The sequence below is a fragment of the Mitsuaria sp. MSU3D genome, from assembly GCF_056867975.1.
Window position 1 is genome coordinate 5,086,822 of the sequence record NZ_CP200314.1, and the last position, 25,751, is coordinate 5,112,572.

The 25,751-nt window shown below is 70.2% G+C and carries 24 protein-coding genes; 11 read left to right on the top strand and 13 right to left on the bottom strand.

Features of this window, described 5'->3' with window-relative positions:
* Positions 1–71 precede the first annotated feature (71 nt).
* Positions 72–542 carry an Lrp/AsnC ligand binding domain-containing protein gene (locus tag AC1VNM_RS22320; protein WP_377158776.1) on the bottom strand — a complete coding sequence of 157 codons (471 nt, stop codon included), beginning with the start codon at positions 540–542 and terminating at the stop codon, positions 72–74.
* A 114-nt stretch (positions 543–656) separates the two neighbouring features.
* Between AC1VNM_RS22320 and AC1VNM_RS22325 the strand changes: the two genes are divergently transcribed.
* Positions 657–4,244 carry an L-glutamate gamma-semialdehyde dehydrogenase gene (locus AC1VNM_RS22325; protein ID WP_483108340.1) on the top strand — a complete coding sequence of 1,196 codons (3,588 nt, stop codon included), beginning with the start codon at positions 657–659 and terminating at the stop codon, positions 4,242–4,244.
* Here the strand turns inward: AC1VNM_RS22325 and AC1VNM_RS22330 are convergent.
* Positions 4,192–4,641: a hypothetical protein gene (locus AC1VNM_RS22330; protein ID WP_483108341.1), complete on the bottom strand. Its 450-nt coding sequence runs from the start codon at positions 4,639–4,641 to the stop codon at positions 4,192–4,194. The genes AC1VNM_RS22325 and AC1VNM_RS22330 overlap by 53 nt on opposite strands.
* 132 nt (positions 4,642–4,773) lie before the next feature.
* Between AC1VNM_RS22330 and AC1VNM_RS22335 the strand changes: the two genes are divergently transcribed.
* From AC1VNM_RS22335 to AC1VNM_RS22370, 8 genes are all read left to right on the top strand, one after another.
* Complete coding sequence (locus tag AC1VNM_RS22335) at positions 4,774–6,213, top strand: aminotransferase-like domain-containing protein (protein WP_483108342.1); 1,440 nt, start codon at positions 4,774–4,776, stop codon at positions 6,211–6,213.
* Between the two features lie 52 nt (positions 6,214–6,265).
* Positions 6,266–7,081 carry a pyrroline-5-carboxylate reductase gene (gene proC / locus AC1VNM_RS22340; protein WP_483108343.1) on the top strand — a complete coding sequence of 272 codons (816 nt, stop codon included), beginning with the start codon at positions 6,266–6,268 and terminating at the stop codon, positions 7,079–7,081.
* A gap of 69 nt (positions 7,082–7,150) precedes the next feature.
* A complete protein-coding gene (locus tag AC1VNM_RS22345) occupies positions 7,151–7,711 on the top strand; it encodes a chorismate--pyruvate lyase family protein (protein ID WP_483108344.1) in 561 nt (186 codons plus the stop codon).
* Positions 7,711–8,877 carry an HPP family protein gene (locus AC1VNM_RS22350; protein ID WP_483108345.1) on the top strand — a complete coding sequence of 389 codons (1,167 nt, stop codon included), beginning with the start codon at positions 7,711–7,713 and terminating at the stop codon, positions 8,875–8,877. The genes AC1VNM_RS22345 and AC1VNM_RS22350 overlap by 1 nt, the downstream gene beginning before the upstream one ends.
* 145 nt (positions 8,878–9,022) lie before the next feature.
* Positions 9,023–9,637 carry a DUF4337 domain-containing protein gene (locus tag AC1VNM_RS22355; protein WP_377158771.1) on the top strand — a complete coding sequence of 205 codons (615 nt, stop codon included), beginning with the start codon at positions 9,023–9,025 and terminating at the stop codon, positions 9,635–9,637.
* Between the two features lie 173 nt (positions 9,638–9,810).
* Positions 9,811–10,290, top strand: a complete 480-nt coding sequence (locus AC1VNM_RS22360) for a hypothetical protein (protein WP_483108346.1) — start codon at positions 9,811–9,813, stop codon at positions 10,288–10,290.
* A complete protein-coding gene (locus AC1VNM_RS22365) occupies positions 10,290–11,204 on the top strand; it encodes a tetratricopeptide repeat protein (protein WP_483108347.1) in 915 nt (304 codons plus the stop codon). The genes AC1VNM_RS22360 and AC1VNM_RS22365 overlap by 1 nt, the downstream gene beginning before the upstream one ends.
* Before the next feature lie 49 nt (positions 11,205–11,253).
* Positions 11,254–12,492 carry an ATP-binding protein gene (locus AC1VNM_RS22370; RefSeq protein WP_483108348.1) on the top strand — a complete coding sequence of 413 codons (1,239 nt, stop codon included), beginning with the start codon at positions 11,254–11,256 and terminating at the stop codon, positions 12,490–12,492.
* Between the two features lie 45 nt (positions 12,493–12,537).
* Here the strand turns inward: AC1VNM_RS22370 and ubiA are convergent, their stop codons facing one another.
* The 6 genes from ubiA to AC1VNM_RS22400 all read right to left on the bottom strand — a co-directional run bounded on the left by ubiA (position 12,538) and on the right by AC1VNM_RS22400 (position 18,345).
* Positions 12,538–13,464: a 4-hydroxybenzoate octaprenyltransferase gene (ubiA, locus tag AC1VNM_RS22375; RefSeq protein WP_483108349.1), complete on the bottom strand. Its 927-nt coding sequence runs from the start codon at positions 13,462–13,464 to the stop codon at positions 12,538–12,540.
* An 88-nt stretch (positions 13,465–13,552) separates the two neighbouring features.
* Positions 13,553–14,527 carry a branched-chain amino acid ABC transporter permease gene (locus AC1VNM_RS22380; RefSeq protein ID WP_483108350.1) on the bottom strand — a complete coding sequence of 325 codons (975 nt, stop codon included), beginning with the start codon at positions 14,525–14,527 and terminating at the stop codon, positions 13,553–13,555.
* Positions 14,524–15,411 (bottom strand): branched-chain amino acid ABC transporter permease, encoded by an 888-nt coding sequence (locus tag AC1VNM_RS22385; protein ID WP_431100957.1) that lies wholly within the window; start codon positions 15,409–15,411, stop codon positions 14,524–14,526. Before AC1VNM_RS22385 ends, AC1VNM_RS22380 begins: the two co-directional genes overlap by 4 nt.
* Positions 15,412–15,431: 20 nt before the next feature.
* A complete protein-coding gene (locus AC1VNM_RS22390; RefSeq protein ID WP_431100958.1) occupies positions 15,432–16,640 on the bottom strand; it encodes an ABC transporter substrate-binding protein in 1,209 nt (402 codons plus the stop codon).
* A 117-nt stretch (positions 16,641–16,757) separates the two neighbouring features.
* Positions 16,758–17,465 (bottom strand): ABC transporter ATP-binding protein, encoded by a 708-nt coding sequence (locus AC1VNM_RS22395; protein ID WP_377158760.1) that lies wholly within the window; start codon positions 17,463–17,465, stop codon positions 16,758–16,760.
* Between the two features lie 106 nt (positions 17,466–17,571).
* Entirely contained in the window at positions 17,572–18,345 is a 774-nt protein-coding gene (locus tag AC1VNM_RS22400) for an ABC transporter ATP-binding protein (RefSeq protein ID WP_431100960.1), read from the bottom strand.
* Positions 18,346–18,779: 434 nt separating this feature from the next.
* Here AC1VNM_RS22400 and AC1VNM_RS22405 point away from each other — a divergent pair, with 434 nt between their 5' ends.
* Complete coding sequence (locus tag AC1VNM_RS22405) at positions 18,780–19,733, top strand: MBL fold metallo-hydrolase (RefSeq protein ID WP_483108351.1); 954 nt, start codon at positions 18,780–18,782, stop codon at positions 19,731–19,733.
* On the opposite strand, the gene AC1VNM_RS22410 is transcribed toward AC1VNM_RS22405, so the two are convergent.
* Positions 19,734–20,723, bottom strand: a complete 990-nt coding sequence (locus AC1VNM_RS22410) for a LysR family transcriptional regulator (RefSeq protein WP_483108352.1) — start codon at positions 20,721–20,723, stop codon at positions 19,734–19,736.
* 152 nt (positions 20,724–20,875) lie between these two features.
* Between AC1VNM_RS22410 and AC1VNM_RS22415 the strand changes: the two genes are divergently transcribed.
* On the top strand, positions 20,876–21,958 hold the full coding sequence (locus tag AC1VNM_RS22415; RefSeq protein ID WP_483109318.1) for an NAD-dependent epimerase/dehydratase family protein: 1,083 nt from the start codon (positions 20,876–20,878) through the stop codon (positions 21,956–21,958).
* On the opposite strand, the gene AC1VNM_RS22420 is transcribed toward AC1VNM_RS22415, so the two are convergent.
* The 4 genes from AC1VNM_RS22420 to AC1VNM_RS22435 all read right to left on the bottom strand — a co-directional run bounded on the left by AC1VNM_RS22420 (position 21,909) and on the right by AC1VNM_RS22435 (position 25,749).
* The gene (locus tag AC1VNM_RS22420; RefSeq protein WP_377158757.1) at positions 21,909–22,730 is read right to left on the bottom strand and encodes a substrate-binding periplasmic protein; all 822 of its coding nucleotides are present in this window, start codon (positions 22,728–22,730) and stop codon (positions 21,909–21,911) included. The two genes, AC1VNM_RS22415 and AC1VNM_RS22420, sit on opposite strands and share 50 nt — an antisense overlap.
* A 147-nt stretch (positions 22,731–22,877) precedes the next feature.
* Positions 22,878–24,515, bottom strand: a complete 1,638-nt coding sequence (locus tag AC1VNM_RS22425) for a peptide chain release factor 3 (RefSeq protein ID WP_483108353.1) — start codon at positions 24,513–24,515, stop codon at positions 22,878–22,880.
* Positions 24,516–24,688: 173 nt separating this feature from the next.
* Positions 24,689–25,294, bottom strand: a complete 606-nt coding sequence (locus AC1VNM_RS22430) for a DJ-1/PfpI family protein (RefSeq protein WP_483108354.1) — start codon at positions 25,292–25,294, stop codon at positions 24,689–24,691.
* Between the two features lie 77 nt (positions 25,295–25,371).
* Complete coding sequence (locus tag AC1VNM_RS22435) at positions 25,372–25,749, bottom strand: hypothetical protein (RefSeq protein WP_483108355.1); 378 nt, start codon at positions 25,747–25,749, stop codon at positions 25,372–25,374.
* Positions 25,750–25,751: the final 2 nt, after the last annotated feature.

Here is a 25,751-nt window from a genome sequence, read left to right on the forward strand (position 1 = left end):
GACATCTCCCCCTTGAATTCGCTTGCAACTGTCGGCGGTGTGTGTAAATCACAGGGACAGCGCGATCCCGTTCACAGCGGCAGCGCGGTGGTGTTCTTCACCTCTTCCATGACCGCGTAGGTCCGCGTCTCGCGGACGCCGGGCAGGGTCCAGATCACCGCCCCGATGAACTCCCGGTAGGCGGTCATGTCGGACACCCGGGTCTTGAGCAGGTAGTCGAAGCCGCCCGCCACCAGGTGGCATTCCAGGATCTCCGGCCGGGCCTGCACGGCGGCGCGGAAGTTGTCCATGACGTCGTGCACCGTGCGGTCGAGCAGGATCTCGATGAACACCAGCATCTGCGCGCCCAGCTTGGCCGGGTTCAGCCGCGCCTCGTAGCCGAGGATGAAGCCGTCGCGGGTGAGGCGCCGGACGCGCTCCAGCACCGCCGTCGCGGACATCTGCACTTCCTCGGCCAGCTTCAGGTTGCTGATGCGGCCGTCCTGCTGCAGCAGCCCCAGGATGCGGCGATCGATCTTGTCCAGGTCTTCAAGGCTGCTCATGCTGGATTCCATCCGGCGAAGGTCGACAACATTGGTGAGTAATTCGGCGCGTTACTTCCTAAACTCCCGCCATTCGCTAGGGGAGCGCCCCTCGCACGAACATCCGAGGATTCTATGACCGCCTTCCCCCTCCCGCCGGAAACCTCCCGCCTGCCGGACCCGTATCGCGAGGAACTGCCGCTGGTGCGCGCGCTCGCCGCGGAAATGCAGGCGCTGAACTGGCAGGCGATCGTCGACCAGGCGCGCCCCTGGGTGCAGCAGGTGCGCGGGAATCCGGCGCCGTTCTGGGCCATGGAATCGCTGCTGCGCGAGTACCCGATCACCAGCGCTGAAGGTCTGGCGCTGATGCGTCTGGCGGAGGCGCTGCTGCGCGTGCCCGATGCCGAGACCGCCATCGCGCTGACGGCCGACCAGCTCGGCCGCGCCGACTTCGACGGCGCCTCGGACGGCCCGCACAAGATGCTGGCCGGTCTGGCGGCGAGCGCGATCTCGCTGTCCAAGAAATTCCTCCCGGATGCCGAGGCCGACTCCGGCCTGATGAAGCGCCTGGGCGCGCAGACCGTGGTTGCCGCCACGGTGCGCGCGATCCAGCTGCTGGGTCGCCAGTTCGTGCTGGGTCGCAACATCCAGGAAGCGATGAAGGAGGCTGATGCCGCGCGCAAGGTGCAGGCCCAGTTGCGCTTCTCCTACGACATGCTGGGCGAAGGTGCCCGTACCGAGCGCGACGCCGAGCGCTACCAGGCCTCGTATCTCAACGCGATCGCCGCCATCGCCGCCGGCCGCAAGGCCGAGTCGCCGGAAGGCAGCGATGGCATCTCGATCAAGCTCTCGGCGCTGTTCTCGCGCTACGAGGTCCTGCAGCGCGAGCGCGTCTACGCCGAGCTGCTGCCGCGCGTGTGGCAACTCGTCGAGAAGGCCGCGCAGGCCAACATCAACCTGACGATCGATGCCGAGGAAGTCGACCGGCTCGAGATCTCGCTCGAGCTGCTGGACGCCCTGGCCGCGCGCATCGCGACGCACTTCCCGCAATGGCGCGGTTTCGGCCTCGCGGTGCAGGCCTACCAGACGCGGGCCCGCGACGTCGTGGAGGCGGTCGCCGCGATCGCCCGCCAACACGGGCTGAAATTCATGGTGCGCCTCGTGAAGGGCGCCTACTGGGACGGCGAGATCAAGCGCGCCCAGGAGCAGGGCCTGCCGTTCTACCCGGTCTACACGCACAAGCCGCATACCGACGTCTCCTACCTGGCCTGCGCACAGGCGCTGCTGCGGCATCACGACGTCATCTATCCGCAGTTCGCGAGCCACAACGCCGGCACCATCGCCGCCATCCTGCAGATGGCGCGCTCGCTGGGCGCCAAGTTCGAGATGCAGCGCCTGCACGGCATGGGCGAGGGCGTCTATCGGGAAGTGCTGAAGGACGGCTCGATCCCCTGCCGCGTCTACGCGCCGGTGGGCGAGCACCGTGACCTGCTCGCCTATCTGGTCCGTCGCCTGCTGGAGAACGGCGCCAACTCGTCCTTCGTGCATCAGCTGGCCGATCCGACCGTCGCGCCGGAAGAGCTGCTGGCGTCGCCGATGACCGAGATCCGCGACGAAGCCTCGCTGCCGCTGCCGATCGCCCTGTACCGCGACGCGGCGGGCCGCGGCCGCGACAACTCGTCGGGCCTGGACCTCGCCGTGCCCGAGCAGCGCCAGACGCTGCTGGATGCGCTGGCGCAGTGCACGGTGCCGGTGATGGTCGAGGCCTCGCCGGAGGAGGTCGACGCCGCGATGGCGCGACTGCAAGGCGGCTTCGCCGGCTGGAACGCGACGCCCGTGGCCGAGCGCGCCGCCGTGCTGCGCCGCGCCGCCGACGCGCTGCAGGCGCAGCTGCCGCAGTACTGCGCGCTGCTGGTCAAGGAGGCCTACAAGAGCCTGGGCGACGCGATCAGCGAAGTGCGCGAGGCCATCGACTTCCTGCGCTACTACGCCGACGAGGCCGAGCGCCTGGCGGCCGACGGCGTCGCGTTGAACGGGCGCGGCGTGTTCGTCTGCATCTCGCCGTGGAACTTCCCGCTGGCGATCTTCGCCGGCCAGGTGGTCGCGGCGCTGGCCGCGGGCAACGCGGTCGCCGCGAAGCCCGCGGAACAGACCCCGGCCGTTGCTCGCGAGTGCGTCGCGCTGCTGCACGCGGCGGGCGTTCCCGTCGACGCGGTGCAACTGGTGCACGGCCGCGGCGAGACCGTCGGCGCGCGCCTGGTGGCCGCGCCGCAGACGGCGGGCGTGTGCTTCACCGGCTCCACGCAGGTGGCGCAGATCATCAACCGCCAGCTCGCGGCCAAGCCCGGCGCCGCGGCGCTGCCGCTGATCGCCGAGACCGGCGGCCTGAACGCAATGATCGTGGACTCGACGGCGCTGCCGGAGCAGGTCATCGATGCCGTCGTGCAATCGGCCTTCCGCAGCGCGGGCCAGCGCTGCTCGGCGCTGCGACTGCTGGCGGTGCACGAGGCGGTCGCCGACGGCGTCATCGAGATGCTGCGCGGCGCGGTCAAGGAACTGCGTGTCGGCGCTACCGCGGACCTGTCGACCGATGTCGGCCCGCTGATCGACGACGAAGCCTTCGAGGGCGTGTCCAAGGACGTCCAGCGCCTCAAGCGCGAAGCGACGCTGATCGCCGAGGCGGTGCCGGCCGACGGCTGCCCGCGCCTGCTGCCGCCGGTGGCGGTCGAGCTGCCGACGATCGCCTCGCTGAAGAAGGAGATCTTCGGTCCGGTGCTGCACGTGGTGCGCTGGAGCGGCGACGTCGACGGCGTCGTGCGCGAGATCAACGCGCTGGGCTACGGCCTGACGCTGGGCATCCAGACCCGCATCGACAGTCGGGCGCTGCGGCTTGCGTCGGAAGCGCGCATCGGCAACGTCTACGTGAATCGCAACATCATCGGCGCGGTGGTCGGCGTGCAGCCGTTCGGCGGCGAAGGCATGTCCGGCACCGGTCCGAAAGCCGGTGGTCCGCACTACCTGCTGCGCTTCGTCGCACAGCCGAAGGTGGAAGCGCCAGCCGACGCGCCGGCGCTGTCGACGACCGGCGCGGGCGCGGACCTGTCGCCGCTGTTCACCGCGCACGAGGCTTGGGCCGAGCGCCCGGTCGACGAGCGCGCGACGGCGCTGGAACGCTCCGCGGCCGGCCAGTCGCCGGTGGTCGCCGGGGCTTGGCGCACGTTGGCCGCGGGCGCCCGGCGCTCGCTGGTCGACGTGAAGCTGCCCGGCCCGACCGGGGAGAGCAACGAACTGCGCCTGCACGGCCGCGGTGTGATCGCGGTGCTGGCGCAGGGCGCGTCGCAGGAGGAGCTGGCGCGTGCGCTCGGTGCGGCGCTGGTGGCCGGCAACGCGGTCGCGATCGTGGGCGGCGGCGACGTGGCGCAGGACCTGCGCACGGCGCTGATGCGTGGCGGCGTGACCGCGGCGGCGATGCAACTGCTGCCGGCGGACCAGCTGGGAGCGGTGCTGCGCGCGACGCGACTGGCGGGCGTCATCGCGCCGGCGGCGCTGCAGGTGCCGGTGCAGCGCGAGCTCGCGGGCCGTGATGGCGCGATCCTGCCGGTCGTGCCGATGGTCGAGCTGGCCGATGCACGCCAGCTCTACCGCCTCGTCGCGGAGCAGACGCTGACGATCAATACGGCGGCCGCGGGCGGGAACGCCGCGCTGCTGGCGGGCGTGCACTGATCAGGCTGGCCGGGTCGCGCGAGACCCGGCCCTCCAGCCGCCACCAGCCGGTGCGCGGCACGACCCAGACCTCGCCGCTCCTGAAGCGGCGCGCCTGCGGCCAGCAGTGGTCAGCCCAGAGCGCGGGCGCGTCCTCGACATCGACGACGCCGGCCTGCACGTGCATCACGGTGCCTCGTGCGAGCTTCAGCATCAGCGACTGACCGGCGACCAGCCGGAGTTCCTGCGGTGCCGTCGAAGGCTGCCGCACGCGGGTGGGCGCGGCCAGCGCGGGCACGGTGTGCGGTGGCGTGGCCTGCCAAGGCCAGGGGATGGGCAAGGATCGCAGGACGGCGGCGAGGAACATGACGGCGTCGCCCGAAGGCGCCTCGATGGGATGGGTGTCCAGTGTTCCCATCGACGACGCGGTGTGACAGGCACAGCGGCGCCCTTTGTTCTGCGTAACAGCCATCGTCGCCGGGCTGTTCCGTATCGACGGGGCGCCGGCTGTTCCGGTGTCGCGCGCGCCTGCGGGCGCAGAATCGCCGGCATGGACGCTTCGGACCCTCTGTACGCGCAGGTCGCCGCGCACTACCGCCAGGCCATCGCGGCCGGCACGATGCCGCCGGGGAGCCGGATGCCGTCGGTGCGCACGCTGATGGGTCTGCACCGCGTGAGCCTGAGCACCGCGCTGCAGGCCTGCCGTCTGCTTGAAAGCCAGGGCCTGCTGCAGGCCCGTCAACGCGCCGGCTATTTCGTGAGACCGCCGCGCCCGAACCGGCTGGCGCGCGCCGCCGAGCCGCGCCAGACGCAGGCCGATCCGGCGCGTTTCGTCGGCGTGCACGAGCGCATCTCCGAGATCCTCACCCGCGGCATCGCCGCGAAGCCCGAGGTCAACCTGTCCGGCGCCTGCGCGCATGCGTCGCTGTATCCGACCCGCGCGCTGGCCCTGCACGGCCAGCGGCTGCTGCGCCGCCGGCCCGAGATCCTCGGCATCCAGCCCGATCCGCAAGGCCTGCTCGCGCTGCGACAGGGCCTGTCGCGCCTGGCGCTGAACGCACAGATCCAGCTCGACCCGTCGCAGCTCGTGATCACCCACGGATGCACCGAGGCGCTCGGCATCGCGCTGCGCGCGGTGACGACGCCCGGCGACGCGGTGGCGGTCGAGTCGCCGACCTACTACGGCCTGCTGCAGCTGCTGGAGAGCCTGGGCCTGCGCGCGCTGGAGATCCCGACCAGTCCCCACACGGGCCTGTCCGTCGAGGCCTTCGAGGCCGCCGCGATGCACGAGCCCCGGCTCAAGGCGGTGGTCGTCGTGCCCAACCTGCAGAACCCGCTCGGCGCGGTGATGCCGGACGATGCCAAGCAGGCGCTGCTGGCGGTCTGCGAAGCCCGCGATCTCGCCCTCATCGAGGACGACACCTACGCGCTGCTGTGCGACACGCCGCAGCGCGCGATCAAGTCCTGGGACACGACGGGGCGGGTGATCTTCTGCTCGTCGCTGCACAAGACGCTGGCGCCCGGCATGCGCGTGGGCTGGATCGCGGCGGGGCGCTGGCAGCCGCGCGTGGAGATCCTCAAGTACGCGCAGAGCCGGCCCAACGAGATGCTGGGTCAGGCCATCCTGGCGGAGTTCCTGGCCGGCGGCCAGATCGAGCGCCACCTGCGCGCGCTGCGGGCGAAGCTCGCCACGCAGCGCGAGCAGATGGTGGCGGCGTTGTCCGACGAATTGCCGGCCGGCACCCGGCTCAGCCTGCCGCCAGGCGGCCCGAGCCTGTGGGTCGAATTGCCCGAGGGGCTGTCCTCGCTTGCGTTGTTCGACGCCGCGCTGGAGAAGGGCATCCGGCTGGGGCCGGGGCTGATGTACTCGAACTCCGAGCGCTTCGACAACTTCATCCGCATCAACGCCGGCAATCCGATGGACGACGCGCAACGGCGCGCGATCGCGACGCTGGGCGAGCTCTGCACGTCGATGTTGAGAGCGCGTTGAACGCCCGGATCCAGGGCGCACCCGCCATGAGGCGGGACTACACTGCCCGCCCATGAATTCCTGCATCGCATTCATCGGTGGCGGCAACATGGCCAGCGCCATCGTCGGTGGCCTGCGCCGGGCCGGTTTTCCGGCGGAGGATCTGCTGGTGGTCGAGCCCTTCGAGGCGCAGCGCGAGCGTCTCGCCGCCGACTTCGGCATCCGGCCGCTCGCCGCGGCGGAGGCCTCGCTGTCGCGGGCCCGCGCCGTGGTCTGGGCGGTCAAGCCGCAGCTGTTCCAGGAAGCCGCCGTACCGGTGGCGCCGCACGTTGCAAGTGCGCTGCAGTTGTCGGTGATGGCGGGTCTGCGCAGTGACGCGATCGCGCGTGCGACCGGTGCCGCGCGCGTCGTGCGCGGCATGCCCAACACGCCGGCGCTGATCGGGCAGGGGATCACCGGCCTCTGCGCGAGCGCCGCCGTCACGGCCGACGATCGCGCGCTGGTCGAGCAACTGCTTCAGCCCACCGGCCGGACGGTCTGGGTCGACAACGAGGGCGACCTCGACACGGTCACCGCGCTGTCGGGCTCGGGGCCGGCCTACTTCTTCTTCCTGGTCGAGCACATGGTCGCAGCGGCGCGCGCGCTGGGCCTGGACGAGGCCAAGGCGCGCGAGCTTGCGTTGGCCACCTGCGGCGGCGCGGCGGCGCTGGCGCTGCAGTCGGGCGACTCGCCGACCGCGCTGCGGGAGAAGGTGACATCAAAGGGCGGCACCACGCACGCCGCGATCACCAGCCTGCAGGCCGACGGCGTCGGCGAGGCGGTCGAGCGCGCCGTGAAGGCCGCGCACCGCCGCGCGGGCGAGCTGGGCGACGAGTTCGGCCGCGCCTGATGCGCGCCGCCTCACGATCGTCCGCCGGCGTGCCGCCGACTTCCTGACTTCCGAGAGCTGTTGCAACCGATGGGGATCGCCGATCGCTGGGGCCTGCGCGCGTGGTTGCGTGCGCCGGGCTCGCTGAGCAAGCGCCTGGCCGCGACCGGTCGCCGCTATGAGGTGCAGGTGCTGCGCCAGACGACGGCGCCGCTGCGTCCGCAGGAGCGCGCCGCGCTCGGCCTGCCGAAGCGGGGGCTGACGCTCGTGCGCGAAGTGCTGCTGCGCGTCGACGGCCAACCGCTCGTGTGGGCGCGGTCGGCGGTGCACGGCCACGCGGTGGCCGGTCCGTGGAAGGCGTTGAAAGGTCTGGGCAGCCGGCCGCTCGGCCATCTGCTGTACGACGATCCCCGCATCCATCGCAGCGAGCTGCAACCGCGACGCGTCACGCGGCACGGTGCGACGCACCACCAGATGCAGCGCCAATGGCTGGCAGCCACGGGAACCGAGGCACCGGCGTCGATGCAGTGGTCGCGCAATTCGGTCTTCACCCGCCACGGGCAGCAGCTGCGGGTGATGGAAATGTTTGTGCCCGACGTCGCGCTGCGCGATCCCGGGCCGCTGCGGCGCAAGTCGAGGCCGCGTCGGTGATGAGCAGACTCCGCCGCTGGCTGCAGGCGTTCCGTCCCGCGCCGATGCGCGTCGACGCGCGCGAGCGGCTCCGCGTGGTGGCCGGCGCCATCGTCGGGCTGCTGCTGACGGGGGTGCTCACGGAACTGCTGTCCCGTCATGTCCCCGGCGTGCCGTGGCTGGTGGCGCCCCTCGGCGCGAGCGCGGTGCTGGTGTTCGGCGTGCCGGCGAGTCCGCTGGCGCAGCCCTGGGCGGTGGTGATGGGCAACACCTCGTCGGCGCTGGTCGGCATCGCGTGCGCGCACCTCTTCGGCGGCACACCGGAGCTGGCCGCGGCGATCGCCGTCGGCGGTGCGATCGGGCTGATGTTCCTGCTGCGCTGCCTGCACCCGCCCGGTGGCGCCGCGGCGCTGCTGATGGTGCTCACCGGCGTGCACGACTGGCACTTCGCGCTCGACCCCGTGCTGCTGAACTCGGTGCTGATGGTGCTCGCGGGCATGGCCTACAACGGCGTCACCGGCCGCAGGTACCCGCACCCGCAGATGACCGTGCCCGCCGCGGGGCCGGCAACGGGCGCGACGAGCGGGCCCGGCGGCACGGAGCCCGGAACCGCCGTCTTCAGCGGTGTCGACCTGGACACGGTGCTGGCGCACTACAACCAGGTCCTGGACGTTCCCCGTGACGATCTGCAGGCGATCGTCGATGAGGCCGGTCTGCTCGCCGCGCGGCGCCGGATGACGACGCTCCGCTGCGCCGACGTGATGTCGCGCGACGTGAAGGCGGTCGAGTGGGGCACGCCGCTGCAGGAGGCGTGGTCGCTGATGCGGACGCATCAGATCAAGGCGCTGCCGGTGGTGGACCGCGCCCGGCGGGTGGTCGGCATCGTGACGCTGGCGGACTTCATGCGCGGCGCGTCGCTGGACGTGCACGACGACTGGGCGACGCGGCTGCGACATCTGATCCGCCCGACGCCGACCACGCACAGCGACAAGCCGGAAGTGGTCGGCCAGATCATGAGCCGGCAGGTGCGCGTGGCCAGCGCGGACCGGCCACTGGCCGACCTGGTGCCGCTGTTCGCGGCGACCGGGCATCACCACATCCCCATCGTCGGCGACGAGGCACGGCTGGTCGGCATCCTGACGCAGTCGGACCTGGTGGCGGCGCTGGCGCGGGTGGACGGGCTCTGAGCAAAGGGCTCCCAGGGGGGGCCGCGCGCGGACCCCGGGGCCGGACAGCCTGAGCATGGGCTAAGCACGGGCTAAGCGGACGTACAGGTCCCGCTCAGCTTCGCTCGGTATGCTGCTGCGGCCTTTGATGAAGACCGTGCCGCCCATGGACATCGACCCCGACGAACTGATCGAGACCGCCCGCCAGGCCAACGAGCGGACGGAGACCGCGGCGCCGCAATCGCGGCTGAACGTGGCGGTCGCGCTGACCGTGGCGCTGCTGGCGACCTTCATGGGCCTGTGCAAGATCAAGGACGACAACATCGGCCAGGGCATGCAGCAGGCGCAGGCGGACAAGATCGACCACTGGGCCTTCTACCAGGCGCGCAATGCGCGGGAGGAGGTCGCCAAGGCCGCGCTGACGCAGCTGAAGCTGCAGGCGATCGGCGCGCCGGCCTCGGCCGCCGACGGCTACCGGCAGGCGATCGCGCACTACGAGACGCTTGCCGCCGACCAGGCCGCCAAGAAGGACGAGCTGCGCAAGCAGGCGGAGGCTGACCAGCAACGCTACGACGCGCTCAACTACCGGGACGACCAGTTCGACCTGTCCGATGCGCTGCTGGCCATCGCGATCGCGATGCTGGCGGTGACCGCGCTGACGCAGCTGTGGTGGCTGTACGCCGCGGCGATGGTGCCGACGGTCTTCGGCCTGCTGATGGGGCTGGCGGGGCTCGGCGGCTGGCCGCTTCATCCGGACGCGATCGTGCAATGGCTGTCGTGAGTCCCCGGGGATGAGGGGATGAAGGGCTGAGCGCGGGGAACCTCGTGTCCTGATCGCCCATGAGGGTCGGCGCCGGTGCGGATGCGCCGCGAGGCCGGGCACAATCGCGCCCGCGCCCGTCGAAGGCGGTCCAGGGAGGACGCCGGCGCTCACACGAGAACAAGTCTCCAGCCATGTCCGATGCCTCGATCGAGCGGCTTCTCCAGCCCAGCCTGGACCACGCCGAACCCCCCGCCCGCGCGCCGTTTTCCGCCAGCGCCCAGTTCCTCACCGGTGTCTTCGGCGGTCCGCTGGGGTTGGTGTTCTGCTTCGTCGGCAGCATCCATCGCCTGCGCCGCTGGCGCCAGGACGCACTGTTCCTCGCCGCCTTGATCGTGATCCTGTTCGGCGCCGTCCTGCTGCCCCAGACGGCTGCCGGCGCACCGCTGCGCGCTTGGCTCGTCGACCTGCTGGGCCGCAGCGGTCCAGGCACCTGGACCACGCTGTGCACGTCGCTGGCCGCGCTCGCGGCCATCCATCGCCACCATCGTCAGCGCCGCGCCGCGGACCTGATGGGCCTGCGCGTCGAAGGCGCCTTCGCCGCGTGCCTGGCGATGGTGGTGGTCGCTGCGGGTCTGTCCTACCTGTTCAACGCCGTCATGAGGATGTCCTGATGGAACCCGTCGATCCGGACGTCTCCGACCTGCGTCCCGCCATCCAAGAGCCACCCGGCGTCGACGCGCTGATCGAGCGCGCCGAACTGCTGATCGAGCGCCGCCGCTGGCGCGAGGCCGAAACCGTGCTGCGCCAGGGACTCGCGCTCGAACCCGAGAACCTGACCCTGCTGACGGAGCTGGCCCGCACGCGTTTCGCGCAGAACGACAACGACGAGGCGCTGCACCTGGTGCGCGGCGTCCTGGTCAAGGACCCGTCGCACTTCGAGGGCCGGTACCTGTTGTTCCACGTCCTCACCGACATGGACGAGGCGGCGGAGGCCGAAGCGGTGATCCTCGCCCTGATCCGCGAGTTCCCGGGCGCCCCCGGGTTCTACACGTCCTACGCCCGCCTGATGCTGAGAGCGTTGCAGGTGGACAAGGCCCGCGGCCTGGTGGCGGAAGCGCTGCGCTTGGCTCCGGACAGCCACGGCGCACTGCAGGCCGCCGCGCTCTGTGACCTGGTCGACGGCCGGCGCGGTGACACGGCCGCAATGCGGCGCTTGCTGGTCGAGGATCCGGGCAGCCGCGAGACACTGTCCCTGGTCATCAACGCGCTGATCGACCGCGGTCGTATCCGCGAGGCCTACCGCCTGTCCAAGGAACTCCTGCGCGCGCAGCCCGACGACCCCTTCGCGCTGCAGCGCGTGAAGGCGCTCGCCGGCGAGGCCCATTGGGCGCTGCGGCCGTTGTGGCCATTGCAGCGCTGGGGCTGGCAGGCCTCGGTCGCCCTGTGGGTTGCGGCGGTCGCCATCGGCCGGCTGCTGGAGCGGCAGGCGCCGGAATGGGCGGCGACCTTCTGGATCTGCTGGTTGGTCTATGCGGTCTACAGCTGGATCGCTCCGCCCCTGGTGCGTCGTCTGGCGGCCCGCTGAGCGGCCATCGCCGCGCTTCGTCTCATCTCGGAATTCCGGATTCATTGCCATGCAGGAACTTGAACAGGCGCTGCTGAAGGCGCCCTTCGATCATGGGCTGCGCGCCCGTTATGCGCGCGCGCTGCTGGACGCGCGCCGCATCGACGAGGCGGAGGTCCAGGCCGGCCTCCTGGCCCAGCAGCGGCCCGACGAGGCGGCGGCCCTGGTGATCCAGGCGCTGTGTCGGCTCGAGCGCGAGCCCGCCGCCGCGCTGGACCTGTACCTGCGCGCGCGCCGCGCGCCCGGCTTCGAGCCGGAGGCGGCGCTGGAGGATCTCGCCGCGCATGCCCATCCGGCGCGCGGCGAAGTGCCGGCGGCCGAAGTGCCGCGGCTGCAGCTGGTCGGCGGCGGCCAGTCCGCCAAGGTCGCGGCGATCCAGCAGGTGCCTGAGGACAAGGTGCGCTTCTCCAGCATCGTGGGCATGGAGGCGTTGAAGAAGACCATCCGGCTCAAGATCATCGAGCCCTTCCTCAAACCCGGGCTCTTCCAGCGCTTCCGCATGAACAGCGGCGGCGGCATCCTGCTCTATGGCCCGCCCGGCTGCGGCAAGACCCTGCTGGCGCGCGCCGTGGCCAACGAATGCAATGCGGAGTTCATCTCCGTCGGCGTGTCCGACGTGCTGACGATGTGGCAGGGCGAGAGCGAGCGCAACCTGGCGGCGATGTTCGAGCGGGCGCGCAGCCAGACGCCGTGCGTGCTGTTCTTCGACGAACTCGACGCGCTGGCCTATGCGCGGTCCAAGTCGTCGAGCGCGAGCACGCGGACCGTGGTCAACGAGTTCCTGACGCAGCTCGACGGCCTGGGCAAGAACAACCAGGGCGTGCTGGTGCTGGCCGCGACCAACATGCCGTGGGACGTGGACGACGCGATGAAGCGGCCGGGCCGCTTCGCGCGGCAGGTCTTCGTGCCGCCGCCGGACGAGCCGGCGCGCGAGGAGATGCTGCGCATCAAGCTCACCGGCGTGCCGGTGGAGTCGCTCGATCTCGCGGCATTGGCGGCGCGCACGCCGCATTGCTCGGGCGCGGACATCGACGGCCTGATCGACCTGGCCAAGGAGTCGGCGGTCCTGGACGGTCTGGCGGGCGACGAGCGGGGGCTGCGCATGGCGGACTTCGATGCCGCGCTGCAGACGCAGCAACCGTCGACGCTGGAGTGGCTGCGCACGGTGCGCAACGTGGTCAAGTACGCCGGCGAGGACGCGAGTTATCGCGATGTCGGCGCTTACCTGAAGCAGCACCGGATGCTGTGAACGCGAGGGCCCGTGCGGACCCTCGCCGACCTTGCCGACCCTGTCTCAGCGCAGGGCCAGGTCGGCTGCGGTGCCGGCGAAGATCGCGAAGCCGACCCAGTGGTTCTCGCGGAAGGCCCTGAAGCAGCCCTCGCGGCTGCGGTCCTTGATCAGCGTGTAGTGCCAGACGACCTGCGCCGCCGCGACCGCGAGGCCGGCCAGGAACCAGTGGCCCATGCCCAGCCGCAGTCCCAGCGCGGCCCATAGCGTGAGGAACGCGACGTAGAACGCCATCACCCCGATGACGTCGAAGCGGCCCAGCGTCAGCGCGGAGGTCTTGATGCCGATGCGGATGTCGTCGTCGCGGTCGACCATCGCGTACTCGGTGTCGTAGGCCAGCACCCAGAACAGGTTGGCGACCAGCAGCCCCCACGCCTCGACCGGGACCGAGGCTGAGATCGCGTGCCATCCCCATTCGCGCCCGCCCTGCGCGGCGGAGAAGGCCATCGGGATGCCGAAGGAGAAGGCGACGCCCAGCACCGCCTGCGGCATCGACACCCAGCGCTTGGTGAAGGGGTAGAGGACCGTCACCGCGAGCGCGGCGAAGGACAGCATGATGGTCGGCGGATTGGTCGTCAGCACGAGCGCGAAGGCGATCAGCGCCAGGACGGCGCCGAGCACCAGGGCCTCCTTGACGGAGACCAGGCCCGAGGTGACCGGGCGCTGGGCGGTCCGTTTGACGTGCTTGTCGAAGTCGCGATCGGCGACGTCGTTGACCGCGCAGCCGGCGCTGCGCATGAGGAAGGTGCCGAGGCAGAAGACCAGGAGCAGGTGCCAGCCCGGCCAGCCGGCCCAGCCGTCGGTGGCCATCCACAGCGCGGCCAGCGTCGGCCACAGCAGCAGGTAGGTGCCCGCCGGGCGGTCCCAGCGGATCAGGTTCAGGTAGAGCGACAGACGCGACGGCGCGGCGGGAGCGGGGGCTGCGGAGGTCATGACGCTCATTGTCGCGCCGTGACGATGCCCGGTGCGCTCCAGTTCGTCACCATGCGCGCGGCCATGCGCGTCGCGGACAGTCAAGCGTTCAGGTCTTCCGGACCCGCTCCCACAAGGCCCCCGCTTCGCCCACCAGCCCGCGCCGGAACGCCAGCACGCAGACGATGAAGATCAGCCCGGTGACCAGGCTGACCGATTCGCCCAGGCCGCCGAACCACTGGATGCCGGTCAGGCTGGCCAGCCACTGTCCCAGGTCGCCGATCTTGTTCTCCAGGGCGATGATCACCAGCGCCCCGACGATCGGCCCCACCATCGTCCCCATGCCGCCCACCAGCGTCATCAGGATCACCAGGCCGGACGTCGTCCAGATCGCGTCGGTCAGCGTCGCGAAGCCCAGCACCAGGGTCTTGGTCGCGCCCGCCAGCCCGGCCAGCGCCGCCGACAGCACGAAGGCCATCAGCTTGAACCGCGCCGCGTCGTAGCCCAGCGAGGTCGCGCGTGCCTCGTTCTCGCGGATCGAGGTCAGCACCTGCCCGAACGGCGAATGCACCGTCCGGTAGATCAACCAGAACCCGAAGACGAAGATCGCCAGCACCAGGTAGTACAGCGCGCTGTCGTTCTCCAGGTTGATGCCCAGCAGGCTGCCGCGCGGCACCGACTGCAGGCCGTCCTCGCCGCCGGTGAACGGCGCCTGCAGGAAGTAGAAGAACAGCATCTGCGCCAGCGCCAGCGTGATCATCGAGAAATAGATCCCCGACCGGCGGATCGCCAGCAGCCCGAACACCAGCCCCGCCAGCGCCGCCATCAGCGTGCCGAACGCGATGCCCACCAGCGGCGGGAAGCCCCAGACCTTCAGCGCATGCCCGGCGCCGTAGGCCGCCGCGCCCAGGAAGGCCGCGTGGCCGAAGCTCAGCAGCCCCGTGAAGCCGATCAGCAGGTTGAAGGCGCACGCGAACAGCGCGTAGCACATCACCTTCATCGCGAAGATCGGATACACGCCCAGGAAGGGCAGCAGCGCGATGGCGATGAACAGGGCCACGTAGCCCAGCGGTTTCTTGTTCATTTCTCTTTGCCGAACAGGCCGGCGGGACGCACCAGCAGGACCAGGGCCATGACGACGAACACCACCGTGTTGGACGCCTCCGGATAGAAGACCTTGGTCAGGCCCTCGACGACGCCCAGCCCGAGGCCGGTGAGGATCGACCCCAGGATCGAGCCCATGCCGCCGATCACCACCACCGCGAAGACGACGATGATCAGGTTGGAGCCCATCAGCGCGTTGACCTGCAGGATCGGCGCCGCCAGCACCCCGGCGAAGCCGGCCAGCGCCACGCCGCCGGCGTAGGTCAGCGACACCAGCCGCGGCACGTTGACGCCGAAGGCCTGCACCAGCTTCGGGTTCTCGGTGCCGGCGCGCAGCGTCGCGCCCAGCGAGGTCTTCTCGATCAGCACCCACACGCCCAGGCACACCACCAGCGAGGCCACCACCACCCAGGCCCGGTAGTTCGGCAGGATCATGAAGCCCAGGTTGGTCGCGCCCGACAGCGCCTCGGGCGCCGCGTACGGCTGCCCGCCGACGCCGAAGAAGGAGCGGAACACGCCCTCGATCACCAGCGTCAGCCCGAAGGTCAGCAGCAGGCCGTAGAGGTGGTCCAGCTTGTAGAGCCACTGCAGCAGCAGCCGCTCGATGACGAGCCCGAACACGCCCACGATCAGCGGCGCGATCAGCAGCATCGCCCAGTAGTTGATGCCGAAGTACTCCAGCCCCATCCACGCCAGGAACGCGCCCATCATGTAGAGCGCGCCGTGGGCGAAGTTGATGATGTTCAGCATGCCGAAGATCACCGCAAGCCCGAGCGACAGCATCGCGTAGAAGGACCCGTTCACCAGCCCCAGCAGGAGCTGGCCCAGCAGCGCCGGCAACGGGACGCCAAAGAAGTCGGTCATGCGGTGTCTCCGGCCTCAGCTCACTTCTTGACCAGCGGGCACTTGGAGTCGGCCAGCTTGGTGAACGCGTCGTCGCCCGCGATGCGGGTCACGACCTTGAAGTAGTCCCACGGCTCGGTGGATTCCTTCTGCGACTTCACCTGCAGCAGGAACATGTCGTGCACGCCGCGGCCGTCTTCCTTGCGGATCGTGCCCTTCGTGTAGAAGTCGTTGATCGGCGTGGCCTTCATCTGCGCCACGACCTTGTCGCCGTCGTCGGACTTGATCGCCTCGACCGCCTTCAGGTAATGCGACACCGCCGAATAGTCCGCCGCCTGCAGCGACGAGGGCATGCGCTTCATCTTCTCGAAGAAGCGGCGCGCCCAGGCGCGCGCCTCGGGGCTCTGGTTCCAGTACCAGCTGTCGGTCAGGTACATGCCTTCGGTGGTCTTCAGGCCCAGCGAGTGCACGTCGTTGATGAACATCAGCAGGCCGGCCAGCTTCATCGTCTTGGTGATGCCGAACTCGTTGGCCGCCTTCACCGCGTTGATGGTGTCGCCGCCCGCGTTGGCCAGGCCCAGGATCTGCGCCTTGGAGCTCTGCGCCTGCAGCAGGAAGGAGGAGAAGTCGCTCGCGTTCAGCGGATGCTTCACCGCGCCCAGTACCTGGCCGCCGGATTTCGTCACCACCGCCGACGTGTCGGACTGCAGCGAGGTGCCGAAGGCGTAGTCCGCCGTCAGGAAGAACCAGGTCTTGCCGCCGGACTTGGTCACCGCCGCGCCGGTGCCGTTGGCCAGGGCCACCGTGTCGTAGGCGTAGTGGATGGTGTAGGGCGTGCATTCCTCGTTGGTCAGGCGCGAGGTGCCGGCGCCGATCGAGATGAAGGGCTTCTTCTTCTCCGCCGCGACCTTGGCCATCGCCAGGCTGGTGCCGGAGTTGGTGCCGCCGATCAGCAGGTCCAGGCCTTGCGTGTCGAACCACTCGCGCGCCTTGGAGGCGGCGACGTCGGCCTTGTTCTGGTGGTCGGCGAAGACCAGTTCGATCTTCTTGCCGGCGGCCATGCCCTTCGCGTCGGCGATGGCCATGCGGATCGCCTCCACGCCGCCGGCGCCGTCGATGTCGGCGTAGACGCTGGACATGTCGGTGATGATGCCGATCTTGACGGTGTCGCCGGAAATCTGCGCCTGCGCGCCGAGGCTGCCGCAGGCCAGCACCGAGGCCAGGGCAACGGTTTTGAGGGTCGTCTTCATCGCTTGTCTCCTTGTTCTAACGGCCTCAACGGGCCCATGCGGGTTTCAGACTCGAAGCTCGGAATCCTGGAAATGTCGGCTGTCGGGATCGTGCGTGACGGAGGCGGCGCGCGTCCGTCACACGCTCAGCAGCTCGTCGAGCAGCGCGCGCTTGCTGTCGAGCTGCGCCGCGCTGAAGGACTCGACCACCTGGCCGTGTTCCATCACGACGAAGTGGTCCGCCAGCGGCGCGGCGAACCGGAAGTTCTGCTCCACCATCACGATGGTGAAGCCCTGCGCCTTCAGCGCGGTGATCATGCGGGCCAGCGCCTGGACGATGACGGGGGCCAGGCCCTCGGAGATCTCGTCCAGCAGCAGGATGTCCGCGCCGGTGCGCAGGATGCGGGCCACGGCCAGCATCTGCTGCTCGCCGCCGGACAGCCGGGTGCCCGGGCTGTGGCGGCGCTCGGAGAGGTTGGGGAACATCGCGTAGATCTCGTCCTCGGACATGACCTTGCCGCGGCCGCTCTTGAAGACGGGCGGCAGGCGCAGGTTCTCCTCGGTGCTGAGCGACGCGAAGATGCCGCGCTCCTCCGGGCAGTAGCCCAGGCCGAGGCGCGCGATGCGATGCGTGGGCAGGGTCACGCTCTCCTGCCCGTGGACCTTGATCGAGCCGCTGCGGCGGTCGGTCAGGCCCATGATGGCGCGCAGCGTCGTCGTGCGGCCGGCGCCATTGCGGCCCAGCAGCGTCAAGACCTGACCCTGTGGGATCGCCAGGTCGATGCCGTGGAGGATGTGGCTTTCGCCGTACCAGGCTTGCAGTCCCTTGATCTCGAGTGCGTTCATTGGAGCCCCTCGTCCGATGCCAGCATCGGCCGGTCCCCCGAGGGGACGCGTGCTTGCTTGGGGCGGCCCGGCGCGGCGCACGCCGAGCGGCAACGGCACGTCGGCTTCATGCATGTGCTCCTTGCAGCTCGGTGGCCTCGGAGCCCATGTAGGCCTCCAGCACCTTCGGATGGCGGGACACGGTGGCGTAGTCGCCTTCAGCCAGCACGGCGCCGCGGGCCAGCACGGTGATGCGGTCGGCGATGCTGCTGATCACCTTCATGTTGTGTTCCACCATCAGCACGGTCCGTCCTTCGGCGACGCGCTTGATCAGCGCGGTGACGCGGTCCACGTCCTCGTGGCCCATGCCCTGCGTGGGCTCGTCCAGCAGCATCAGTTCAGGTTCCATCGCCATGGTCGTGGCGATCTCCAGCGCGCGCTTGCGGCCGTAGGGCAGGTCGGCGGCGCGCAGCGCGGCCATGTCGCGCAGGTCGACGAGTTCCAGCAGCTCGAGCGCCCGGCCGTCCAGCCTGGACAGGCCGCCGAGGCCCTTCCAGAAGTGGTAGCTCGTGCCGGTGAAGCGCTGCAGGCCGATGCGCACGTTCTCCAGCACCGTCAGGTGCGGGAACACCGCGCTGATCTGGAACGAGCGGATCACCCCGCGCCGGGCGATCTGCGCGGGCTTCTCGCCGGTGATGTCGTGGCCGTTGAAGAGGATCTGGCCGCGGGTCGGCGTCAGGAACTTCGTGAGCAGGTTGAAGCAGGTGGTCTTGCCGGCGCCGTTGGGGCCGATGAGGGCGTGGATATGCCCGCGCTGCACTTGCAGGTCGACCGAGTCCACGGCGGTGAAGCCCTTGAACTCCTTGGTCAGTTTGCGTGTCTCCAGGATGAGGTTGCTCATCGGCGCAAGGGTGGGCGCCGGTGGTCCGGTGCCTCTGTAGTGGAGCCAGGAATTTAGGGCCCCGGCGAGGTCCCGTCGACAGCGTAAAACCCTTTAAGCAGCATTGCGCAAGGGCTAACCCTCGGGCCTCTGTGGTCGAGGCGACGCGGGGGTTCCACATGACGCCGCACGCGTCTTTCACGAGGCTGACGTGCAGCGTCGCCGGGGCGCTTTTCAGAAGGGGGCCAGGACATGCCACAACGCCGTCTTGAAGAGCGCGTGTCACCGGAATCTCCTGCGGGAGAAGGGTGCTTCTTCCGAACGGGGAGGGCGGCGCGCGCGCGGCGTGGCTATGCTGCGCGCCAGCTCGAACACAGCGGTTCCAACAACGCACGCATCGCTTGGAACACACTCATCACGCCCTACACACGCATCACATGCACAGGAGATTCCCCATGATCCGTTCCGGAAAATTCGCCGCGCTGGGACTGGCGCTCGCGCTGGCCGCCGCTGGCGTGCAGGCGGCCGCGCCGCAGGTGAAGACACAGGCGCCGGGCTATTACCGGCTGATGCTCGGCGACTTCGAGATCACCGCGTTGAGCGACGGCACGATCGATCTGCCGGTCGACCAGCTGATGGACAAGGCCAAGCCCGGCACGGTGGTGAAGGCGCTGGCGAAGAACGCCCTGAAGCCGCCGGTGGAGACCTCGATCAACGGCTACCTGATCAACACCGGCACCAAGCTGGTGCTGATCGACACCGGCGCCAACGGCGCGTTCGGCCCGACGACGGGCAAGCTGCTCGCCAACCTCAAGGCGGCGGGCTACCAGCCGGAGCAGGTCGACGAGGTCTACATCACCCACCTGCATCCGGATCACGCGGCCGGCCTGACGAAGGACGGCCAGGCGGTGTTCCCGAACGCGGTGGTGCGGATGGACCAGCACGATGTCGACTACTGGCTGAATGCGGCGAACGCCGCCAAGGCCGCGCCCGGCCACAAGGACTTCTTCGGCGCGGCGATCGCGGCGTTGAAGCCGTACCAGGACGCGGGCCGCCTGAAGCCGTTCAGCGGCGAGACCGAGCTGGTGCCGGGCATCCGCACGCACGCGGCCTACGGCCACACGCCGGGGCACACGGTCTACATGGTGGAGAGCCAGGGCCAGAAGCTGGCGGTGTGGGGCGACCTGATGCACGTCGCGGCGGTGCAGTTCCCGGATCCGACGGTCACGATCAACTTCGACAGCGACTCGAAGCTGGCGATGCCGCAGCGCCAGAAGGCCTATGCGGACGCGGCGAAGAACGGCTACTGGGTCGCGATCGCGCACGTGTCCTTCCCGGGCCTCGGCCACGTGGCCGCGGACGGCAAGGGCTATCGCTGGGTGCCGGCGAACTACAGCATCAAGCCGTGATCAGCTGAGCGCGGCGCCGCCGCCGGCCTCGACATGACGCGCGAGGCCGGCCACCAGCACGTCGAACACCGCCCGGCATCGTGGACTGTCCCGCAGGTCCTCGTGCATCGTGACCCAGGTCTCCAGCGGGATGCTGAGCTCGTCCTCGAGCACACGATGCAGCGCCGGATCGCGCTTCGCGAGCGCGACCTGGCACAGCCCGAGTCCGGCGCCCGCCCGGATCAGTGCAAGTTGCGCCAGGTCGCTGTCGGCGCGCAGCGCGAAGTGCTCGCGGTCCATCACCGGGTAGCGCCGCGCCAGCTCGCGGACGTAGGGGGCCGGCTGGTCGTAGCCGATCAGCGCGTGACCATCCGCGACCAGCGCCTTCATCGAGCCCGGCGTCCCATGCGCTGCCAGGTAGCGCTCGTGGGCATGCAGACCGACCTCGATCACGCCGACGCGCCGCGCGATCAGCTGCTCCTGCTTCGGCGGCGTCATGCGGATCGCGATGTCCGCTTCGCGTCTCAGCAGATCCTGCACGCGGTTGCTCAGCACCAGTTCGACGATCAGCGCCGGGTGGCGCTCGCGCAGTTCGGCGATCAGCGGCGGCAGCACCTCCACGCCGATGACCTCGCTCGCGGTCACCCGCACGATGCCCCGCACGCCGTCGCCGTGGCTGCGCGCGGTGCGCTCTAGCGCGGCCGCCGTGCTGTCCATCGCCTCGGCGTAAGGCCGCAGCGCCAGCGCTGCCTCGGTCGGCAGCAGGCCGGCGGGCGTCCGCACGAAGAGGGACTGCCCCACCCGCGCCTCTAGCGCCGTCACGTGCCGGCCGACCGTCGGCTGGGTCAGGTCCAGCGCCCGCGCCGCCCCGGACAGCGAGCCCTCCCGCAGCACGCCCAGGAAAGAGCGATACCACTCCCAGGCGATGCCGGCACTGGACGCACCGGCGGAGTCGGCGGCGCCGGCAGGAGAGGGGGTATCCGTCGTCCGCAAGGAAGTCTTCGAAGCCATGCAGAAATGTATAGCCGCCTGTCGATGCTCGGTAATTTTCAGGAAAGCCGCTCTTTTCCAGAATCCGTCCCATGCCTTCACCCAACAGGACCGGCGCGGTCCAACAGGAGCAGACGATGGATGCGATGACTTCGATGGATGCGATCGGTGTGCTGGCCGCGATGACGGCGGTGGCGCGGCGGACGGCGCTGGTGCTCGGCGCGAGCGGCGGTGTCGGCGGCGCGGTGGCCAAGGCCCTGCGCGACGCGGGCTGGACGGTGCGCGCGCTCAAGCGCGGACTGGCCACCGAATCGGAACACCGCGACGGCCTGCAGTGGCTGCGCGGCGATGCGCTGGAGGCCGAGGACGTCCAGCGCGCCGCGGCGGGTTGCAGCGTGATCGTCCACGCCGTGAACCCGCCCGGCTACCGCCGCTGGAACGAGCTGGTGCTGCCGATGCTCGACAACACCATCGCCGCCGCGTCGGCCCGGAGCGCGACCGTCGTGCTGCCCGGCACTGTCTACAACTTCGGGCCCGAGGCGATGCCGCACCCGGTCGAAGACTCGCCGCAGCGCCCGCTGACGCGCAAGGGCGCGATCCGCGTCGAGATGGAACGCCGCCTGCAGGAAGGCGCCGAGCGGGGCGCCTTCCGGGCGATCGTGCTCCGGGCCGGCGACTTCTTCGGCCCGGGCGCGGCGAACAGCTGGTTCTCGCAGGGGCTCGTGACGCCGGGCCAGCCGGTGACGCGGATCCAGCAGGCGGGCACGGACGGTGTGGGCCATCAATGGGCCTATCTGCCCGACGTCGCGACGGCCATGGCGGCGTTGATCGAGCGCTGCGACACGCTGCCGGCCTTCGCCCGCTTCCACTTCGCCGGCCATTGGGATGCCGACGGACGCCAGATGGCGGAGGCGATCCGCCGCGTCGTCCGGCGGCGCACCGGCACGCAGCCGCGGGTCACCCGCTTCCCGTGGTGGGCGGTGCGGCTGGCCCAGCCGGTGGTGCCGCTGTTCCGCGAGCTGGCCGAGATGCGCTACCTGTGGCGCGAGCCGCTGCGCATGGACGAAGCGCGCCTCGCGGCCGAACTGGCCAGGGATGGCGGCGTGCCGCACACGCCGCTCGATGTGGCGATCGAGCGCACCCTGGAAGCACTGGGCTGCCTGCCCGCCGCGCCTGCCGCCGCAGGGGCGGCCGGTGCGGCGGCGCTCAATCGAAATACTGCTGCCGCAGGCGCTCGTAGCGCCCATCCCGCCTGAGACGGTCCAGCGCGGCCTGCAGGCGTCGAGCCAAGGCCGGATCGCTGTCCGCCGGCAGCCCGTACCAGTAGGACTTGTCGACGTCCATCGGCAGCACGGGCGCCAGCGTTGCGTAGGGCAGCTTCAGCTCGCGCAGGTGCCAGGCCGCGGCCCAGTCCAGCAACACGATCAGGTCCATGCGGCCGGCCAACAGTTTGCGCAGGTTGGTCGCGTCGTCGAGGCCGAGTTCCAGCTCGGTCTCGGGCCGCAGCCCCTCGGCGATCAGGTGCTTCGCGGCGGCCGAATCACGCGACACGCCCAGACGCAAGCCGTTGAGCTGCTTGAGGCTGGCGGGGCGCACGTCGGTGCGGTGGCTCAGCCGATAGACGAGGATGCGTCGCGGGCTGATGGGTCCGACCCAGCGGTACTGGGTCTCGCGCTCGGGCGTGCGGGTCAGCGAGAACAGCACGCTGTCCGGGTGCCGACCGGCCTCCTGCACCGACCGTTGCCACGGCAGCACCTGGACGCGCAAGGGCAGGCCGGCGTCGGCCGCCATCAGCGTCAGGAGCTCGGTGCTGAAGCCGCGCGCCGCGCCGCCCTCGTTGTAGTTCAGGGGCGGCAGGTTCTCGGTGAACGCGACCAGCTCGGTCGGCCCCGCCGCCATGCCCGCGATCGTCCGCGCGCGGGCCGCGGGCGCCGCCAGCGCCGCGGGCAGCGCGCCCGGCAGCAGTCCCGCCGCCAGCAGGAGGCAGCACAGACGGCGCTCCGGCAGGGGCTGGATCTCGTGGGGCATCGCGGCAGTGTAGGAAGGGGCGATGACAGGCCGACAACGATGTCGTTGCATAAACGCCAACAAGGTCACGACACCCGGACGGCGGACGAAAGACCTGACCCCTGTTCCGTTTCCTGATCCGATCCGTTCGCCGACGGGTCGTGAACCTCAGGCGTCCATCTGCTTCTGGAAGACCAGGCCCGCGTGCTCGCGCAGCGCGTGGAACTTGATCTTGGGCCAGTTCTCCTGCATCGCGCGGAGCTCGCCGGCGTACTCGAGCAGCACCGTCGGCGCGTTCACCGCATCCCATGCGACGCGGTGGGCGTTGTGGTCGATGAAGCGGCGCAATTCCTTCTCGCCGCCGTCGGCCTCGTCGCAGGTGACCCAGCGCGCGACGTTGTAGCGCGCCGGCATGACGCGGGCCTTGACGCCGTATTCATGCTCCAGGCGATGGGCGACGACCTCGAACTGCAGCTGACCGACCGCGCCCAGCAGCAGCACGCTGCCGGCCTCGGGGCGGAAGACCTGGATCGCGCCTTCCTCGCCGAGCTGGCGCAGACCTTCGCGCAGCTGCTTGGTCTTGAGCGGATCCGCCACTTCCACCGACCGGAACATTTCCGGCGCGAAGAAGGGCAGGCCGGTGTACTGCAGCGCTTCGCCCTCGGTGATCGTGTCGCCCAGCTGCAGCACGCCGTGGTTGGGGATGCCGATGATGTCGCCGGCGAAAGCCTCGTCCAGCAGTTCGCGGCGCTGCGACAGGAAGCTCACCACCGTGTTGGGACGCAGCTCCTTGCCGGAACGCACGACCTTCAGGCGCATGCCGCGCTCGAAGTGGCCCGAGGCCACGCGCAGGAAGGCGATGCGGTCGCGGTGCGCCGGGTCCATGTTGGCCTGGATCTTGAAGACGACGCCGGTGAACTTGGGCTCTTCCGGCTGCACGACGCGCTGCATCGCGGCGCGCTCGGCCGGCGCGGGGGCCAGTTCGACCAGCGCGTCCAGCACTTCCTGCACGCCGAAGTTGTTGACCGCGGAACCGAAGAACATCGGCGTCTGCTGGCCGGCGAGGAAGGCCTCCTCGTCGAAGGCCGGCGCGGCTTCCTTCACCAGCTCGATCTCGCCCTGCGCGTTGTCGTACTGCATGCCGAAGCGCTCGGCGTAGGCCGGGTTGTCCAGCCCGTCCAGCACCTCCTCGGTACCGGCGGCGCGGTCCTCGCCGGGCGCGAAGACGCGCATGCGCTGCTGGCGCAAGTCCATCACGCCGTGGAAGTGCTTGCCCATGCCCACGGGCCAGGTGAAAGGGACCACCGTCATGCCCAGCTCGCGCTCGATCTCGTCCATCAGCGCCAGCGGCTCCTGGACCTCGCGGTCCATCTTGTTGACGAAGGTCAGGATCGGCGTGTTGCGCGCGCGGCAGACCTGGATCAGCCGGCGGGTCTGCGGCTCGACGCCGTTGGCCGCGTCGATCACCATCAGCGCCGCATCGACGGCGGTCAGCACGCGGTACGTGTCTTCCGAGAAGTCCTGGTGGCCGGGGGTGTCCAGCAGGTTGATCACGCAGTCGCGGTACTCCATCTGCATCACCGACGAGGCCACCGAGATGCCGCGCTGCTTCTCGATCTCCATCCAGTCGGACGTCGCATGCCGCGAGGCCTTGCGCGCCTTCACCGAGCCCGCGATCTGGATCGCGCCGGAGAACAGCAGCAGCTTCTCCGTCAGCGTGGTCTTGCCCGCGTCAGGGTGGGAAATGATGGCGAAGGTGCGGCGGCGGCGTACTTCGGCGGGGATGCGGGAGGGGTCGGTGGACATGGCGGCTGTGGGGCGGCGAACCCGCGATTATCGGACAGTCTTCCTTCTTTGACCGCGCCCGTCGGCGGCAGCCGGCCCCGGGGTCTGCTCCCGCGCTGGCGGGGCTTAACCGCAGGTCGCATCCCCCGGGGCCGGCTGCCGCCGACTCCAGAGGGTGGGTGTCCTGGGACCCTTCATGCGGGCGCCATGAACGGGCGGACACGGGCCAGCAGGCGCTCGACGTACTCGTCCTTCTCACCGACCGGGGCGGCGTAGGTCAGCGCATCGCGCGCGGCGGACTCGCCGGCCTTGCTCCACATCAGCCACGCCGACAGGTACTGCGACGCGAGGCAGCCGCCCGACGTCGCCACCGGGCCGCGGGCGTGGAAGGGCTCGTCGAGGACGCGCACGCCGGCCTCGACCAGCCAGGGTCGCGTGGACGAATCGGTGCAGGCCGGCGCATCGCCGAGCAAGCCCAGCCGTGCCACCAGCAAGGCGCCGGAGCACTGCGACGCGATCAGTTGCCGCGTCGGATCGAGCTGCAGCCGGTCCAGCAGCGCCGAGTTCTCCGCGATCGCCCGCGTGTAGATGCCGGAGCCGAACCAGACGGCGTCGGCCTCGTTGGCCCATTCGAGCGGATGTTTCAGCTGGACGGTCACGCCGTTCATCGAGGTGACCGCCGGTCCCGGGCCGCACAGCTCGGCGGACCAGCCCAGCGGCTTGAGCCGGTTCAGCAGTCCCAGCGGGATGAAGCTGTCGATCTCGTTGAAGCCGTCGAAGGAGAGGATGGCGATGCGCATGGGGGAAGACTCGAGAGGCCCGCAAGGCGATGCGGCCCACTGTAGCGCCGCCGCCCGCCCGGCCCAAGCCGTCGGGGTTATTGGCTGCTGGCGCCGCCGCCGTTGCCGCCGCCCTGCGCCTGCGGCGTGCCCAGCGTGCCGAGCTGCGTGCCGATGCGCACCAGCAGGTGCTGGCGCACGCGTTGGACAACCTCGGCCGCGTCGACCGGGCCCAGTTCCTCGGCCAGCCGGGCCTGGACCTCGTAGTGCAGGTAGAGCATGCCGCGCAGCTTCTCGAAGCCGCCTTCGTGGCCGTCGCCGCAGATGCGCAGGTCGTTGTCGAGCACGCGCTCGATGACGCCGGGATCGAGCAGCCGCACGTGGCACATGATCGCCAGCTGCGCGATCTGCAGGTCCACGTCCTCGACGGTCTTCTCCCACTCCTCGTGGCTGTAGCGTTGCTTGGGCGTTCGCATGG

What these genes read in the sequence shown, in the direction of transcription:
- AC1VNM_RS22345 (WP_483108344.1), top strand. Translation starts at nt 7,151, where the DNA reads ATGGGGATCGCCGATCGCTGGGGCCTGCGCGCGTGGTTGCGTGCGCCG.
- AC1VNM_RS22395 (WP_377158760.1), bottom strand. Translation starts at nt 17,465, where the DNA reads ATGAACGCACTCGAGATCAAGGGACTGCAAGCCTGGTACGGCGAAAGC.
- AC1VNM_RS22410 (WP_483108352.1), bottom strand. Translation starts at nt 20,723, where the DNA reads ATGGCTTCGAAGACTTCCTTGCGGACGACGGATACCCCCTCTCCTGCC.
- AC1VNM_RS22325 (WP_483108340.1), top strand. Translation starts at nt 657, where the DNA reads ATGACCGCCTTCCCCCTCCCGCCGGAAACCTCCCGCCTGCCGGACCCG.
- ubiA (WP_483108349.1), bottom strand. Translation starts at nt 13,464, where the DNA reads ATGACCTCCGCAGCCCCCGCTCCCGCCGCGCCGTCGCGTCTGTCGCTC.
- AC1VNM_RS22320 (WP_377158776.1), bottom strand. Translation starts at nt 542, where the DNA reads ATGAGCAGCCTTGAAGACCTGGACAAGATCGATCGCCGCATCCTGGGG.
- AC1VNM_RS22390 (WP_431100958.1), bottom strand. Translation starts at nt 16,640, where the DNA reads ATGAAGACGACCCTCAAAACCGTTGCCCTGGCCTCGGTGCTGGCCTGC.
- AC1VNM_RS22385 (WP_431100957.1), bottom strand. Translation starts at nt 15,411, where the DNA reads ATGACCGACTTCTTTGGCGTCCCGTTGCCGGCGCTGCTGGGCCAGCTC.
- AC1VNM_RS22380 (WP_483108350.1), bottom strand. Translation starts at nt 14,527, where the DNA reads ATGAACAAGAAACCGCTGGGCTACGTGGCCCTGTTCATCGCCATCGCG.
- AC1VNM_RS22355 (WP_377158771.1), top strand. Translation starts at nt 9,023, where the DNA reads ATGGACATCGACCCCGACGAACTGATCGAGACCGCCCGCCAGGCCAAC.
- AC1VNM_RS22405 (WP_483108351.1), top strand. Translation starts at nt 18,780, where the DNA reads ATGATCCGTTCCGGAAAATTCGCCGCGCTGGGACTGGCGCTCGCGCTG.
- AC1VNM_RS22370 (WP_483108348.1), top strand. Translation starts at nt 11,254, where the DNA reads ATGCAGGAACTTGAACAGGCGCTGCTGAAGGCGCCCTTCGATCATGGG.
- proC (WP_483108343.1), top strand. Translation starts at nt 6,266, where the DNA reads ATGAATTCCTGCATCGCATTCATCGGTGGCGGCAACATGGCCAGCGCC.
- AC1VNM_RS22350 (WP_483108345.1), top strand. Translation starts at nt 7,711, where the DNA reads ATGAGCAGACTCCGCCGCTGGCTGCAGGCGTTCCGTCCCGCGCCGATG.
- AC1VNM_RS22430 (WP_483108354.1), bottom strand. Translation starts at nt 25,294, where the DNA reads ATGCGCATCGCCATCCTCTCCTTCGACGGCTTCAACGAGATCGACAGC.
- AC1VNM_RS22365 (WP_483108347.1), top strand. Translation starts at nt 10,290, where the DNA reads ATGGAACCCGTCGATCCGGACGTCTCCGACCTGCGTCCCGCCATCCAA.
- AC1VNM_RS22435 (WP_483108355.1), bottom strand. Translation starts at nt 25,749, where the DNA reads ATGCGAACGCCCAAGCAACGCTACAGCCACGAGGAGTGGGAGAAGACC.
- AC1VNM_RS22425 (WP_483108353.1), bottom strand. Translation starts at nt 24,515, where the DNA reads ATGTCCACCGACCCCTCCCGCATCCCCGCCGAAGTACGCCGCCGCCGC.
- AC1VNM_RS22420 (WP_377158757.1), bottom strand. Translation starts at nt 22,730, where the DNA reads ATGCCCCACGAGATCCAGCCCCTGCCGGAGCGCCGTCTGTGCTGCCTC.
- AC1VNM_RS22330 (WP_483108341.1), bottom strand. Translation starts at nt 4,641, where the DNA reads ATGGGAACACTGGACACCCATCCCATCGAGGCGCCTTCGGGCGACGCC.
- AC1VNM_RS22360 (WP_483108346.1), top strand. Translation starts at nt 9,811, where the DNA reads ATGTCCGATGCCTCGATCGAGCGGCTTCTCCAGCCCAGCCTGGACCAC.
- AC1VNM_RS22335 (WP_483108342.1), top strand. Translation starts at nt 4,774, where the DNA reads ATGGACGCTTCGGACCCTCTGTACGCGCAGGTCGCCGCGCACTACCGC.
- AC1VNM_RS22400 (WP_431100960.1), bottom strand. Translation starts at nt 18,345, where the DNA reads ATGAGCAACCTCATCCTGGAGACACGCAAACTGACCAAGGAGTTCAAG.